General features: G+C 75.2%; 8 protein-coding genes. 4 read left to right on the plus strand and 4 right to left on the minus strand.

All coding sequences use genetic code 11. The features are described from left to right. Positions 1-238 precede the first annotated feature (238 nt). From ACIRRS_RS01240 to ACIRRS_RS01255, 4 genes are all read right to left on the minus strand, one after another. The gene (locus ACIRRS_RS01240) at positions 239-2,545 is read right to left on the minus strand and encodes a hypothetical protein (protein ID WP_402963037.1); all 2,307 of its coding nucleotides are present in this window, start codon (positions 2,543-2,545) and stop codon (positions 239-241) included. A 216-nt stretch (positions 2,546-2,761) separates the two neighbouring features. Next, a complete protein-coding gene (locus tag ACIRRS_RS01245) occupies positions 2,762-8,758 on the minus strand; it encodes a beta-ketoacyl synthase N-terminal-like domain-containing protein (RefSeq protein ID WP_402963039.1) in 5,997 nt (1,998 codons plus the stop codon). Positions 8,759-8,831: 73 nt separating this feature from the next. After that, positions 8,832-9,482, minus strand: a complete 651-nt coding sequence (locus tag ACIRRS_RS01250; protein ID WP_402963041.1) for an HAD family hydrolase — start codon at positions 9,480-9,482, stop codon at positions 8,832-8,834. A 204-nt stretch (positions 9,483-9,686) separates the two neighbouring features. Beyond that, complete coding sequence (locus tag ACIRRS_RS01255; protein WP_402963044.1) at positions 9,687-10,448, minus strand: SDR family NAD(P)-dependent oxidoreductase; 762 nt, start codon at positions 10,446-10,448, stop codon at positions 9,687-9,689. Between the two features lie 176 nt (positions 10,449-10,624). Here ACIRRS_RS01255 and ACIRRS_RS01260 point away from each other — a divergent pair, with 176 nt between their 5' ends. The 4 genes from ACIRRS_RS01260 to ACIRRS_RS01275 all read left to right on the plus strand — a co-directional run bounded on the left by ACIRRS_RS01260 (position 10,625) and on the right by ACIRRS_RS01275 (position 15,144). Then, on the plus strand, positions 10,625-11,221 hold the full coding sequence (locus tag ACIRRS_RS01260; protein ID WP_402963047.1) for a TetR/AcrR family transcriptional regulator: 597 nt from the start codon (positions 10,625-10,627) through the stop codon (positions 11,219-11,221). Positions 11,222-11,273: 52 nt separating this feature from the next. Further along, positions 11,274-12,038: an excalibur calcium-binding domain-containing protein gene (locus ACIRRS_RS01265; protein ID WP_402963049.1), complete on the plus strand. Its 765-nt coding sequence runs from the start codon at positions 11,274-11,276 to the stop codon at positions 12,036-12,038. A 96-nt stretch (positions 12,039-12,134) separates the two neighbouring features. Further along, positions 12,135-14,099: a WD40 repeat domain-containing serine/threonine protein kinase gene (locus tag ACIRRS_RS01270; RefSeq protein ID WP_402963052.1), complete on the plus strand. Its 1,965-nt coding sequence runs from the start codon at positions 12,135-12,137 to the stop codon at positions 14,097-14,099. Between the two features lie 223 nt (positions 14,100-14,322). Continuing rightward, on the plus strand, positions 14,323-15,144 hold the full coding sequence (locus ACIRRS_RS01275) for a S1 family peptidase (protein ID WP_402963054.1): 822 nt from the start codon (positions 14,323-14,325) through the stop codon (positions 15,142-15,144). Position 15,145: the final 1 nt, after the last annotated feature.

The raw sequence follows: 15,145 nt of genomic DNA on the forward strand, positions 1-15,145 counted from the left end.
GCGTGCGCGTGGGGGTGCGCACGACGGCGGCCAGCCCGGGGCATGGCATGCCCACGCCAGAGCGGTTGCGGACACCGTAGGATCAGCGTTCCCTCCGCGTCAATGGTCTGAACCATTTGCGCCAAGCCCCGGCAAAGCGCGAACTCCCGGACGGCGCCGGGTGGATGGGGGCGGAACGCGGAAGCGGCCCCACCGCCGAGCGCGGTGGGGCCGCCTCCGTTCCGGGAGGAGCGCGGCGTCAGTGCCGGTGGTTCCGACGGCGGGAGGCGAGGACGAGGGCCGCGCCGCCGAGGACGACGGCGGCGCCGATGCCGCCGATCAGCGCGACCTGGGTGCCCGTCGCGGCGAGGCCACCGCCACCGCTACCGCCGGAGCCGGTGCCGGTGCCCGGCTGCTGGGGCCCCTGGCTGCCGGTCGCCGAGGGCGAGGACGTCGGGGTGGCGGACGGCGACGTGGTCGGGGACGTGGTCACCGTGACCGTGGCGGTGCACTCGCCGGCGGTCGAGCCGGCCGGGCAGTTGCCGCCGGACCGGTCGGACACCACGGTGTTGCGCAGCGTGTGGTCCCCGGCGGCCGGGTCACTCACCTTCACCGTGTACGTCACCCGGGCGCTGCCGCCGACCGGCAGGTCCCCGCTCCAGCCGAGCACCGGCCGGGTGTAGGAGGTCGTGCCGGAGGTGGCGGTGGCGTCGCCGTTGTACGTGGCGTCGTCGAGGACGGCGCTCAGGTCGTCGGTGACGCTCAGCCCGGTGATCGGGGCGTTCCCGGTGTTGGTGATGTCGACCCGGTACGTCACCGTGTCCCCGGGCAGGGCCTGGGCCTTGTCGGCGGTCTTGGCGAGCCGGTAACCGGCGTGCTCGGAGACGGTGTTGCGCACGGTGTTGCTGGTGCGCTGCTGGTCGCGGCCGGTCTGGGCGCCGCGGTAGGCGAGCGAGGAGGTGTTGTCGAGCCTGGTGCCCGGCGCGAGCCCGGCGTCGACCCGGGCGCGGAAGGAGACGGTGGTCTCGGCGCCCGGCTTGAGGTCGGCGGCCGTGCAGGTGACGTTGCGTCCGGCGGCGGTGCAGCCGGGGCCGGAGCCCTCGACGTAGCTGGTGCCGACGGGCAGCGCGTCGGTCAGGGTGACGCCGGTGGCGGTGTCGAGGTCGGCGGTGCTGCCGTCCTCGCGCCGGTTGGCGACGGTGAAGGTGTAGGTGATCTCGGCACCGGGGTCGACGGTGCCGGGCGGGTCGTTCGTGGTGGAGCCGGCCGGCGTGTTGGCCTTGGTGATCCGCAGGTCCGGTTCGAGCGCGTCGACGGCGAGCCAGGCCGCCTGCGGGTGCAGGGCGTCGCCCGCGCCGTTGATCCGGAGGACGGCCCGGGTGCTGCCGGCGGGGATCTTGCCGGTGACGTCGATCATGCGGGCGTCATAGCCGTAGTTGTTGACGGGCGCGGGGTTGCGGGTCGTGAGGTTCGTACCCGTGCCGTCCGCCGCGACGCGGTCGATTCGGCTCGCGAAGGCGTTGTCGGTGGCGACGCCGGCGGGGCCGGATATCGGCAGCAGCGTCAGGTTGTCGGCGGAGGAGCCGACGAGCAGCTGGTCGCCCGCGATCGGCGCGTCGCCGTCGCCGACGGTGACGCCCATGGTGGCCCGCGGGGCGGTGGCGGGCGTGTGGATGCCGTCGAGGGTGAGCGTCGCCAGGTTGTCGGGGGTGCGCAGGAGCTGGAAGCCGTCCCAGACCTGGAGGTAGCGCAGCGGCTCCGCCTGGTTCTCGTACGCCACCACCAGCGACCAGCCGCCCCAGCAGCCCACGTTGTTGCCGCCGAAGTTCTGCGCGGAGGAACGCCCGGCGCAGGCCTGGATGTTCGCGACGGTGTAGTCGCCCGGGCCGGCGGCGCGCACCTGGGCGGTGACGTCCTTCACGCCCGCCCCGGCGAGCAGCGGCTCCGGCGGGGTGCCGCCGACCTTCTGGTCGAACCAGTCGTAGGTGTCGGCGGTGAGCTGCTCGTAGGAGGAGCCGCCCGGGACCTTCCAGGACACCTTGTCACCGGTGTTGATGTCCCCCGAGGTGCCGCCCGCGTTGCTGGTGTTGGTCGGGTTGAACTGCCAGTACAGACGCGCCGACAGCACCTTCGCCCCGGCCGGGATCGCCAGCTGCGCGGAGGACGCGTTGTCGCCGGGCGCGCTCGGGTCGGTCTTCACGTACGTGGTGCGGTTGTTGTTGGTGCCCTCGGTGTCGTTGCAGACCGAGCCGTCGCTGTCGTCGCAGGTCAGGACCGAGTTGGAGGCCATGGTGAGGTTGCCGTGCGCGAGCAGGTCCACCGTCGGGGCCGGGCCGATCGGCCGCTGGGCACCGGCGCCCCGAGCGGCCTTGCCGGCCGGGGCCTTGTCCGCAGCCGGGGCGATCGGGGCGGCCGACGCCGACGGAGCTGCAAGCGCCGCGGACGGGGCGAAGGCGAGCGCCGAGGCGGCGAGAACCCCGAGGACCGCCCTGCCCGGCAGGCGCCGGAACCGGCGTTCGACTGCCGGGCGCTCCCCGCCGACGGCGGATGGTATGCGGTCTCTCATGGGGGACTCCAGGTGGTGCTTCGAGGGTTCAGGAGGGTGTGAGGGTACGACCTCCGGGCCGAATCATGACGATACGTCCGGTTTCGACCGGGCCAATACTATGTCACATTCTTTTGTTCATTGATCAACAGCTTTCGCGGCAACCACTGCCCGAGGGCATGCCGACGGCCCGGACGATCCTGCGGCGGATCGGGCCCGGTGAACTGCGGTGCGCTGTCAGCCCCGTGAGCCTGGGGCGGTCGACAGGGTCCGGGAGAGCCAGGTGCGGATGGCCTCGGCGGTGGTGGAGGCGTGGTCGGTGAGGACGGAGTGGTGGTCGCCCGGGGTGTCGCCGGGGCGGAGGTGGAGGGTCGGCGCGGTGGTGGGCGCCAGGGGGTGGTTGAGGAAGAGGCGGGCGTAGGCGCCCAGGGCGGCGAGGGAGGGTTCGTCCAGGTCGAGGGCCGTGGCGGCCGCCAGGTCGGTGAGGGGTTCCTCGTCGCGGACGGGGTGGGTGTCGAGGAGGATCACCGCTTCGGCGCCGACCCGGTCGGCAACGGCCTGGGCGACGAGACCGCCCGTGGATCGGCCCAACAGGACGACGGGACGGTCGAGTTGGCGGATGGAGGCGGCGTGGGCGCGAACAAGGGCGTCCACGTCCTCGGGGACGGGGCCGCCGTCGTAGCCCGGGTGGGGCAGGAGCCGCAGGCCCGGCAGGTGGCGGGCGAGGGGGCCGTACTCGCCGGGCGGGGAGACGAAGGCGGGGAAGCAGACGATCGCCGGGCCGTCGCCCTCGCTCGCGCTCAGGCGCTGCGGCAGGACGGGCGGGAACGTCGCCGAGGACGGGAGCGCCCAGGAGGCGGAGACGAGCAGGTGCATGGCCTCCCGGGTGCGGCCGAGTTCGCAGAGCCTGCGGTGAAGGGAGGCGAGGGAGGTGGGGGCCGCCGGGGGCTCCGGTGACCGCAGGTGGGCGGCCAGGTCCCTGGGGGTGGCGGAGTCGAACACGACGGTGGCGGGCAGGCGCAGGCCGGTGCGTTCCTCCAGGCGGTTGCGCAGCTCGATGGAGGTCAGGGAGTCGAATCCGAGGTCGGAGATCGGGGTGTCGGGTTCGACGTCGGGGTAGCTGAGCACGGCGGCGACCTCGGCGCAGACCAGCTCCAACGCGCTGGTGGGCAGGGCCTGTTCGCTCTTACGAACGGGCTTCGGCCGGGGCCGGGGCCGGTGGCGGTCGAGGGCGATCGGCACCAGGACCGGCTCGTCGGTGCCGAGCGCCGCCTCCAGGAGTGCGACGCCCTCGGCCGGGGTGAGGGCCGTCAGGTCGGGGCCGGCGCTGCGGCCGGCCATCATCCCGACCGTCCACGGGCCCCAGGCGAGGGAGTGGGCGGGCAGGCCCAAGGTCCGTCGGTAGCGGGCGAGTTCGTCGAGGTAGCTGTTGGCCGCGGCGTAGTTGGCCTGTCCGGCGTGGCCGAGGACACCGGCCGCCGAGGAGAACAGCACGAAGGCGTCCAGGTCGCGGCTGGCGGTCAACTCGTGGAGGTGCCAGGCCGCTTCGGCCTTGGGGCGCCAGACCGTCTCCAGGCGTTCGGGGGTCATCGAGGCCAGGACGCCGTCGTCGAGCACCCCGGCGGTGTGCACGACGGCGCGCAGGTCGTCGATCGAGTCGACCAGGGCGGCGAGGGCCCGCCGGTCGGTGACGTCCAGCCGGGTCTCGCCGCTGCGGCTGGCGAGGACGACGCGTACGCCCTTGGCCCGCAGGTGGTCGGCGACGGCCCGGCCCAGGGCGCCGCCGCCGGTGATCAGGACGGTGCCGCGCCAGGTGAAGGCTCCGCCCGGAACGGGGACGAGGTCGGGCTGTTCAGCCACGATCTCCGTTGCGCCGTCGCGGAGTTCGGCGAGGGTGTACCGCCCGGGGTGCTCCGCCTGGGCGACCCGGACCAGGCCGGCGGCGGCCGCTCCGGCGAGGTCGCCGGGCCGGACCCGTACGGTCAGGTGCTCGTACCCGGCCTGCAGTTCGCGCAGAACGGGCACGAGGGCTTCGGCCGCCTCGCCCGGCGGCACGTCTCCCGGCGGTACGTCGAGGAGGCGGCCCTTCGGCGGGCCGGGGGCTCGACGCCACTCCGGGCGGTACAGCGCTCCCCGGCCGGTGCCGGTCGGCCGGACGGTGAGCGACTCGACGTGCGCCACCGGCCGCCCGGCCTGGTCGGTCACGTCGACCCGCCCCTCGCGGATTCGGACGCGCAGGCCGGTGGCGCCCCGCGCGAGCAGGTGGACGCCGCGCAGGGCGAACGGCACCCCGCCGTCGAGCAGCAGCCGGGCGGGGTGGAGGGCCGCGTCGAACAGGGCGGGGTGCAGCGCGTACCGGCCCGCGTCCGGGAACTCGCCGCGCACCTCGCCGTACAGCTCGTCGCCGCGCCGCCACATCCGGCTCAGCCCTCGGAACGCCGGGCCGTACTCGCCGTGCCGGACGTCCAGTTCCTCGGCGCCGGGCGGCGGCCACGCGCCGAGGTCCACCTCCGGTGCGGGCCGCGAGTCCAGCCGTCCGCTCGCGCAGCGGACCCCGTCCGCGTACACCTCGAACGGCCGCGCGCCGCCGTCCTCGGCGCGGACGACGATCTCGGCGCGCCGGGTCTGCGGCAGGGGCATCGGCGCGTGCAGGAGCAGTTCGTCGATGGCGGTGCAGCCGGCCCGCTCCCCCGCGTACGCGACCAGCTCGACGATCGCCGTGGCAGGCACGACGGCCGCGCCGTCCACGACGTGGTCGAGCAGCCACACCGGGCTGAGGTCGGCGGTGCACACGACCTCGCCGGAGCCGGAGCCTGAGCCCGGGCCTGAGCCGGAACCTGGGCCTGGGCCCGGGCCCGGGCCCGGGACGACGACGGTCGACGCGACGAGCGGGTGCTCGGCGCCGGGGTCGAGCCAGTAGCGCTGCCGCTGGAAGGCGCGGGTCCCGCGCAGCCGGGCCAGCAGCTCCTCGACGGCCTCCACGCCGTCAACCTCGCTCATCTCCACGACAGTTGCGCCTTCGACCGACGGCGCATCCGCTTCGTCCCCCCTCAGCCAGTCCCCGACCCCGTCCGGGCCGACCCCGAGGATCGGCAACGCCGGCGACCCGTACGTCAGCCCCGCCGCCACCTCCGCGAACCGGGGCGACCCGACCGCCGCCGCCAGCCGAGCCGCGTCCGCCAGGGACAGCGCGCCCGCCAGGTGCGCCGCCGCGATCCGCCCCACGCCGCGCCCGGTCAGCGCGTCCGGCCGGTGGCCGCGCGACTCCAGGAGGCGGAACAGCGCCACCTGGAAGGCGAACGGCCCGGGCTCCAGCCCCGAGAGCGCCTCGGCGAACACCGGGTACGCCTCCGCCAACTCCCGTACGGCGCCGGGCCGCTGAGCCCCCTCCCCCGGCAGCAGGAACGCCACCCGCAGCTGCTCGTACTCCTCGACGATCACGTGCGCGTTGGTCCCCGAGATCCCGAAGGCCGACACCCCCGCCCGGCGCGGGCGCCCGCCCGTCGCCGGCCAGGGCGTCGGCTCGGTGACCAGCCGCAGCGCGCCCGCCGACCAGTCGACCTGCGGGCTGGGCTCGCCGACGTGCAGGGTCGCGGGCACGGTGCGGTGCCGCATCGCCATCACGCTCTTGATCACCCCCGCGACGCCGGCCGCCGCCTGGGTGTGCCCGAGGTTGGACTTGACGGTGCCGACCAGCACCGGGCCCGGCCGGTCCTGCCCGTACGTGGCGAGCAGCGCGCCCGCCTCGATCGGGTCGCCCAGCGCGGTGCCCGTCCCGTGCGCCTCGACGACGTCCACCTCCGCGCCGGTCAGCCCGGCGTCGGCCAGCGCCCGCTGGATGACGGCCGCCTGGGCGGGCCCGCTGGGCGCCGTCAGGCCGTTGGAGGCGCCGTCCTGGTTGACCGCCGAGCCGCGCAGCAGCGCGAGGATCGGGTGCCCGTTGCGTACGGCGTCGGACACCCGCTCGAGCACCAGCAGCCCGACGCCCTCCGACCAGGCCGTGCCGTCGGCGTCCGCCGAGAACGGCTTCACCCGCCCGTCCGGGGCGAGTCCGCGCTGGCGGCTGAACACCACGAAGCTGTTCGGGGTGGCCATGACCGTCGCGCCGCCCGCCAGGGCCAGGTCGCACTGGCCGCTGCGCAGGGAGTCCGCCGCGAGGTGCATCGCGACCAGCGAGGAGGAGCAGGCGGTGTCCAGGGTGAGCGCGGGCCCGTGCAGGCCCAGGTGGTAGGAGATCCGCCCGGAGGCGACGCTGCCCGCCGCGCCGAGTGCGATCTGCGACTGGAGCTGGTGCGCGGCGCCGTGGAAGCGGCCGGCATAGTCGTTGTACATCAGTCCGACGAACACACCGGTGTTGCTGCCCCGGGCGGATTCGGGGGCGATGCCCGCCCGCTCGAACGCCTCCCAGGCGGTCTCCAGCAGCAGGCGGTGCTGCGGGTCGGTGGCCAGGGCCTCGCGCGGGGACATCCGGAAGAAGGCGGCGTCGAAGTCGGCCGCGTCGGCGAGGAAGCCGCCGTGCCGGACGTAGCTGGTGCCCGGGTGGTCCGGGTCCGGGTGGTAGAGCTCCTCCAGCGGCCAGCCCCGGTCGGCGGGGAACTCCGTGATGGCGTCCTGCCCGGCGGCGAGCGCCCGCCACAGGTCCTCGGGCCCGGCGATCCCGCCGGGGTAGCGGCAGGCCATGGCGACGATCGCGACCGGCTCGGTGGCCTCCCGTACGGGCGGCGGCGGGGCGGCGGCCGCCCCGCCGGCGAGGTGGTCGGCCAGCGCGCGGGGCGTCGGGTGGTCGAAGACCAGCGAGGGCGACAGCGCGAGGCCCAGCTCCGCGCCGAGGCGGTCGCGCAGCCGTACGGTCCCGAGGGAGTCGAGGCCGGTCTCGGCGAACTGCTGGTCGGGCTCGGGCAGTTGGCCGGTGAGCCGCTCGGCCTCCCGGCGGACGGTGTCGAGCAGGTACTGGAACCGCAGGCGCCGCCGCACCGGCTTGCCCGAGGGGGTCTGCGGAATCCGGCCGACCGTGCGGACCGCCTCCGGCGCCCGGTGGGGCGGCAGTGCGCGGCGGCAGGCGGCGAGCAGCTCCGCCGGGTCCGCCTCGCCGACGACGTACGCGACGGGCACCTCGCCGAGGACGGGGTCGGGCTCCCCCGCGACGGCCACCTCGCGGACGCCCGGGTGGCGGGCGAGGACGCGCTCGATCTCGGCGGGGTGGATGTTCTCCCCGCCCCGGATGATCAGCTCGCTCGCCCGCCCGGTCACCACCAGCCGGCCGGCCTCCTCGCGGCCGAGGTCCCCGGTGGGGCGCCAGCCTTCGGCGCCGGGGGTCCTCACGAGGATCTCGCCCTCGACGAACCGGGTCTCGATCCCGGGCAGCACGACACCGTCGACGGCGATCTTCCCGGCCGCCTCCGTGCTGCCGTAGCCGTCGTGCAGGTCGTGGCCGACGGCGCGGCGGAAGCGCTCCCGCAGCTCCTCCGGGAGCGGGGCTCCGGCCGACAGGCAGAGCGGGGGCAACGGGGCAGCAGCGTCCAGGAGTTGGGAGAAGACCGTCGGTACGCCGCCCAGGGCGGTGAACGCGCCCCCGCGCAGCAGGGCGGCGGCCCCGTCCGCCGTGAACCGGTCCATCAGGTGCGCGCTCGCGCCGAGCGCCAGCACGCCGACCAGGGCCATCGAGTGCCCGAAGGCGTGGAACAGCGGCAGCGGCCAGAGCAGGCGGTCCTCGCCGGACATCCCGAGCCGCCCCCGGTAGGCGTGCTCCGCCGAGCGCAGCCAGGCCTCCTGCGTGGAGAGCACGCCCTTCGGGTCCCCCGTCGTGCCGGAGGTGTAGTGCAGCCAGGCGGGCTCGTCGGGCGCCAGGTCGTCGCGCGGCGCCGTACGGGCGGGGGCGAGCAGGTCCTCGACGGTGACCACATCGACCCCGGCGACCCTCCGGGCCTGTGCGAGGTGCTCACGGTCGGTGACGAGCAGAGCGGCCCCGCTGTCCTCCAGCCGGAAGCGCAACTCCTCGTCCCCGCACCGGGGATCGAGCGGCACCCCGACGGCCGCCGCGCGAGCCGTCCCGAGCGTCGCCACCGCGGCGGGCACCCCGGCGCCCAGGAACAGCGCCACCCGCCCGCCGCGCTCCACCCGCAGGTTCGCGGCCACCCGGGCCGTACGGTCCGCGAGTTCGCCGTAGCCCACCGCCCCCTCGGCATCGGAGAACGCGGCCCTGCCCGTACGCTCCGCCGCATGACGGAGGATCAACTCGTGCACCCTGTACCCCACTGGTCGGTCGGCGGCCCGGCCCGGCCACTGTACCGACGGTGACGATCAAGGCTCAGGCGACGTGCTCCTCCAGCAGCTTCGGCAGCTCGCGCATGTCGTCGAAGAGCACCCGGCCCGGCCCGGCCAGCCGGGCGGCGGAGTTGACCCCGCCGGTGTAGCCGAAGGCGGGGATGCCCGCCGCGTTCGCCGCGCTGAGTCCGTGCGGGCTGTCCTCCACCACCACGCAGCGGGCCGGGTCGGCACCGAGCGTGCGGGCCGCGTGGAGGAAGAGGTCCGGGGCGGGCTTGCCGCGCGGCACGTCCTCGGCGCCGCTGAAGATCCGGCCGGCGAAGCGCTCGTACAGGCCGGTCAGGCCCAGCCCCCGGCGCAGCCAGCGGTGGCTGCTGTTGGAGGCGACGCAGGAGGGCAGGTCGATCCGCTCCAGCGCCTCGGCGATCCCGTCGACCGCCGTCATCCGCTCCTCGGTCAGCCGGGTGTGCAGCGGGCGGTACTCCTCCCACCAGTCGGCGGGCAGCGCGCGGCCGAGCAGCTGCTCCAGCGCCGCCGTCTTCGCTCCCTGCGAGAGGCCGACGAAGCGCTCGACGATCTCCTGCTCGCTCATGGGCAGCCCGAGCGCCGCCATCGCCACCCTGTCCACCTCGACGCCGATCGGCTCGCTGTCGATGAGCACGCCGTCGCAGTCGAAGATCACCAGTTCGATCATTCCTGCACCTTAGCGGTCGGATCGGGACGGCCTTCGGGGGTGTCGGCGCATCGGCGCGATGTGCCGGGTGGGGGCGGTCCGGCCGGGAGGCCGGGTGGGGGCGGTCCGGCCGGGAGGCCGGGTGGGGGCGGTCCGGCCGGGAGGCCGGGTGGGGGCGGCCCGGCCGGGAGGCCGGGTGGGGGCCACCCGGCCGGGCGGGGTGGCTCAGACCTGCGCCATGCCACCGTCCGCGAAGAGTTCGACGCCGGTGACGAAGCTGGAGGCGTCGCTGGAGAGGAAGACAGCGACCCTGCCCATCTCGCGCGGGTCGGCGATCCGTCCGGTCGGATTGCCCTCTCCCATGGCCCTGACGGCGGCGTCGACGTGGTCGGCGCCCTGGGCCATGGCCAGTGCGCTGCGCAGGGAGTCGGTGTCGACCGCGCCCGGGCTGAGGATGTTCATCCGGATGCCCGATCCCTTGATGTCCTGGATCCAGGCCCGGACGAAGGTGCGCACGGCGGCCTTCGAGCCGCCGTACAGGCTCATCCCGCGCGGCGGCTGGATGGACCCCGTGGAACCGATGACGACGACGGTGCCGCCGGGCGGCAGCAGCGCGAGCGCGGGCTGGACGGTGAAGAGGACGCCCTTGGCGTTGACGCCGAACGTCCGGTCGAACTGCTCCTCGGTGATCGCGCCCAGCGGGGCGTGCGCGCCGATCCCGGCGTTGGCCACGACCGCGTCGAGCCGCCCGTACCGCTCCATCACCTGCCGGTAGACGGCCTCCATGTCCGCGAGCCTGGTGACGTCGGCCACGATCCCCGAGCAGTTCGGCCCGATCGCCGCGACCGCCTCGTCGAGCGCCTCCCGGCGCAGGTCGGTGATGACCACCCGGGCGCCGTTGGCGACGAACTCCTGGGCGATGCCCAGGCCGACACCGGACGCACCGCCCGTGACGACGGCGACCTTTTCCGCGAGCGGGAAACTCATCTGCTTCTCCTCCGAGATGAAGGGACGGCCACGTTCGGCGTTCGCGCCGGGAGCGCGGGAGGGAGGCCCGCGTGCGAGGCCGCATGCCCTAGAGTGAAAGTGGAGGCGCCTCCAGTTCCTTCACTGCAAGTGGAGGCGTCGCCGGTTAGCAAGCCCGAGACGACAGGAGACCGTGGATGACCAGGGAGACGGGGCGCCCGCTGCGGGCCGACGCGCAGCGCAACCGGGAGAAGATCCTCTCGGCCGCGGTGCGCGTCTTCGCCGAGGACGGGCTGGAGGCACACCTGGAGCGCATCGCCAAGGAGGCCGGCGTCGGCTCCGGCACGCTCTACCGCAACTTCCCCACCCGGGAGGTCCTCATCGAGGCCGCCTACCGCAACGAGCTGATCCGACTGTGCGACGCGGCCCCCGACCTCCTGGCCGAACTCGCCCCGCGCGAGGCCCTGCGCGCCTGGACGGGCCGCTTCATCGACTACGCGACCGCCAAGCTCGGCATGGCCGACGCCCTGCGCTCCCTCGTCGAGTCCGGCGTCAACCCCTACGCCCAGAGCCACGAGATGATGATGGCCGCCCTGACCTCACTCCTGGCCGCCGGCGTCGAAGCCGGTACCGTCCGCTCCGACATCGGCGCCACCGACCTGTTCGCGGCCCTCACCGGCATCGCTCTCACCTCGGGGAAGCCGGAGCAGCGAGAGCAGGCCGAACGCCTCCTCGACCTCACCCTGGACGGCCTGAGCATCGGCCGACGGACGAACGCCGGGGAATGTCGTTGAAATGTGATCGATTCTGGTCAGCGGCGTGCTCGGACGGTGATTTTATGGAGTGATGACCAACCCTTTGCCTTCGCCCGTGTCGGCGCCCGCCCGCCCGTGGTGGCGCCGACCCGTGGTGATCGTCCTCGCCCTGCTGTTCCTGCCGCCGGTGGGTCTGGTCCTGCTGTGGCTGTCCCCGTGGCGACGACCGGCGAAGGTGGCCGTGAGCGTGATCGGCGGCTTCTACAGCCTGTTCTGGCTCGCGGGCGTGCTGGCGGACCCCAAGCCGAAGGCCGTCCAGCCGATCGCCGCGGCCACCTCGGCCGCCACCTCCGCCGCCTCGCCCACGGCGTCGCCGAGCACGGAGACCCCGGCACCGAGCCCGACGCCGACCCCGACTCCCACGCCGACGCCGACGCAGGCCCCCGTGCCGACGCAGGAGCCGGTGGCCCCGGCCGCTCCCCCGACGACCAAGGCGGCCGTGTACTACGCGAACTGCGAGGCCGCCTGGACCGACGGCGCGGCCCCGCTGCACCGCGGCGACCCCGGCTACCGCGCGGGCCTGGACGCCGACGGCGACGGCACCGCCTGCGAGACGCGCCCCGGCCACGGCTCCTCGGGCGGCTCGTCCACCAGCGGGGGCACCTCCACCACCGGGGGCTCGTCCACCACCGGCGGCGGGTCCGGTTCGTCCACCACCGGCGGTAGCGGCGGCGGCAGCGCCTACTACGCCAACTGCGCCGCCGCCCGCGCCGCCGGAGCCGCCCCGCTGCACCGCGGCCAGCCCGGCTACCGCGCGGGCCTCGACCGCGACGGTGACGGCGTCGCCTGCGAGTAACCGTCCCGCCCCGGCCCGGCGCAAACTCCTGACGGACGGTCAACTTCCTTCTACCATCCCCTTGGAACGCAACGGCGCGTGGAAGCGTGAGGGGACATGCAGCCGCTCGAGGAGGGGGACCCGGTCTCCGTCGGGCCGTACCGGCTGACGGCCCGGCTCGGCGAGGGCGGGATGGGCGTCGTCTACCTCGCCCGGACGGCGACCGGCCGTTCCGTCGCGGTGAAGACGATCCGGGCCGAGCTGGGCACCCGCGCGGAGTTCCGCCGACGCTTCCGGGCCGAGGTCGCCGCCGCCCGGCGGGTCGGCGGCTTCCACACCGCCCCGGTGGTCGACGCCGACCCGGACGGCTCGCCGCCCTGGCTCGCGACCGTGTACGTCGACGGCCGCCCCCTGCACCGCGCCGCGCCGCTGCCACCCGACGAACTGCGCACCCTGGCCGTCGGGTTGGCCGAGGCCCTCGCCTCCATCCACGCGGCCGGCGTGGTGCACCGCGACCTCAAGCCCTCCAACGTCCTGATGACCGACGACGGCCCCCGGGTGATCGACTTCGGGATCGCCCGCGCGGTGGAGAGCACCCTCCTCACCGTGGCCGGCGCCGTCCTCGGCTCCCCCGGCTACATGTCCCCCGAGCAGGCCCTCGGATGCCCGGTCGGCCCGCCCGGCGACGTCTTCTCCCTCGGCGCCGTCCTGGCCTTCGCGGCCGGCGCGCGCGGATTCGGCGACGGCCCCGTGCCCGCGCTCCTCTACCGCGTCGTCCACGACGAGCCCGACCTCGACGGCGTCCCGGCCGACCTGCTGCCCGTCGTCCGGGCCTGCCTCGCCAAGGACCCGGCCGGGCGCCCCACCCCGGAGGACCTGCTCGCCCGGCTGACCCGGGACGGGCCTCCCACCGCCCCCGCGACCGTCCTCGACCTCCCGCGCCCCGCGCCCCCACGCCCGTTCCGGCGCCGGCTCCCCCTCGGCCTGGCCCTCGCCGTCGCCCTCACGGCCGTCCTCGCGGTCCCCTTCCTCCTCGACCCCGCCCACCCGACCACCTCCGGCACCGCCCCGCCGCCGACCCCGGCCTCGGCTCCGCGCCTGAGCCCGCCCGCCCTCCCCGCGAACACCCTCCTGACCCCGGTCATCGACGTGCCCGATCCACCGGCCACCGCCGAGTTGGTGTTCAGCGCGGACGGCTCCAAACTCGCGGCCCGGGGCGACGACCTGGTCCGCGTCACCGACCTGAGGACCGGCAGCACCACCACCCTCCCCCACGCCGACCACTACCTCAGCCTCGCGTTCAGCCCCGACGGCGCCGTCCTCGCCACCGGCCGGGGCCCGGCCGAACCGAGGGACAGGTCCGCCCCGGACTCCTACTCCACCCTGCTCTGGGACACCGCCACCGGCACGGTGCTGCGCACCTTCACCCAGACCGACCCGGCCGCCGCCGTCGCCTTCAGCCCGGACGGCTCCTGGCTGGCCATCGGCACCCTCGACGGGGTCATCCGCCTGTGGGACCGCACCACCTGGCGCCTCTCGTACCCCCTGAGCGGCCACGCCGGCGCCGTCACCGTCCTGCTGTTCGCCCCGGACGGGAAGACCCTCGCCTCCGTCGACCAGTTCAACGCCCTCCGCCTCTGGAACGTCGCCGACCACACCTCCGACCGCCACGACACCCTCCTCGCCGTCCCCGCCCCCGAACGCCCGACCGCCGGCTCCGTCGACGAGGCCCTCATCGACGTGAAGCGCCTGGCCTTCACCCCGGACGGCCGCACCCTCGTCGCGGCCCAGGAGAACGGCGACCTCCGCCGCGTCCTCGTCGCCTCGGGCGCCGAGACCCGCCAGCCCCGCCTCGGCTTCACCCGCGCCCTGAGCGCGGACGCCCGCGTCATGGTGGTCAACGGCCACGACGACGACCTGACGATCCGGCTCCCCGACACCGGCCGCACCCTCCTCGACCTCCCCGGCTACCAGCCCGGCTCCGTCACCCTCAGCCCCGACGGCCACCGCCTCGCCGCCTTCGCCCGCCGCGCCGACGACAACGCCCGCGGCCCCCTCCAGGTCTGGGACGTCCACGCCTGAGAATCAAGCTCGGCCCGCTTCCGGCCAAGGGGGGCCGCTCGATGTCCTGCACCTACCCGCCGTGCCGGTACAGCGGCATGACGCGGAAGCGGGCGCCCGTCACCTGACACGCAGAGGGGGGGCTTTCCCCACCGGCCTTGCTCCCGGTGTCCGGATGGCCCGGTGGATCGTGAAGGGAAAGGCTGGGGGCATCCGGAAACTCCGGTTCCGAGGAGGAACTCTGATGCTCAGCCACCTTCCCGTACGCCGCCGCCTGACCCGCGCGGCGACGGTCTCCGTGCTCGCCGCCGGTCTCGCCGTCGCGACGGCCGGCAGTGCCGGGGCCATCGTCAACGGGACGGACGCCACGCAGCGCTACGCGTTCATGGCCTCCGTCCCGGTGTCGGCCCCGGGGCTGCCGGACGGGGTCTGCGGCGCCTCGCTGATCGACGCCCGGTGGGTGCTGACGGCGGCGCACTGCGTCGACCCGAACCTGGTCGCGCCGGCCGGCACGGTCCGGATCGGCAGCGGGGAGCGCAAGACCGGCGGCACGGTGCGCGGGATCGGCGCCACGTTCACCCACCCCGGCTATCGACAGGGCGGGGGCGCAGGACCGAACGTGGACGACGTCGCGCTGATCCGCCTCGACCGGCCGGTCGGCGAGCGGCCCATCCGCATCGCCGACCGGCCGGGCGTTCCCGGCACCCCGACCCGGCTGCTCGGGTTCGGGACGGTCGTCGACACCGGTGAGCTCGGCGGCCTGCGCTTCCCCGACCGTCTCCAGCAGCTGGACACCCGCCGGGCGGCCGGGTCGGAGTGCGACCCCGGCTACGCGGGCCCGACCCGGCTGTGCACCGTCAGCCTGACGCCCGGGGCGATGGCCTGTTTCGGCGATTCCGGCGGGCCGCAGATCCAGCGCGGCCGGGGCGGGCGGTGGGAACTCGTCGGCGTGACCTCGGGCCCGGGCGTCGGCGGGCACGTGCCGTGCTCCTCCGGCCCGGGCCTGTACAGCAGCGCCCCCGCGTACGCGGACTGGATCCGCGCGACGATCCGCGCCAACGGCTGAC

It is taken from the genome of Kitasatospora sp. NPDC101183 (assembly GCF_044767945.1).
Lineage (GTDB): Bacteria > Actinomycetota > Actinomycetes > Streptomycetales > Streptomycetaceae > Kitasatospora.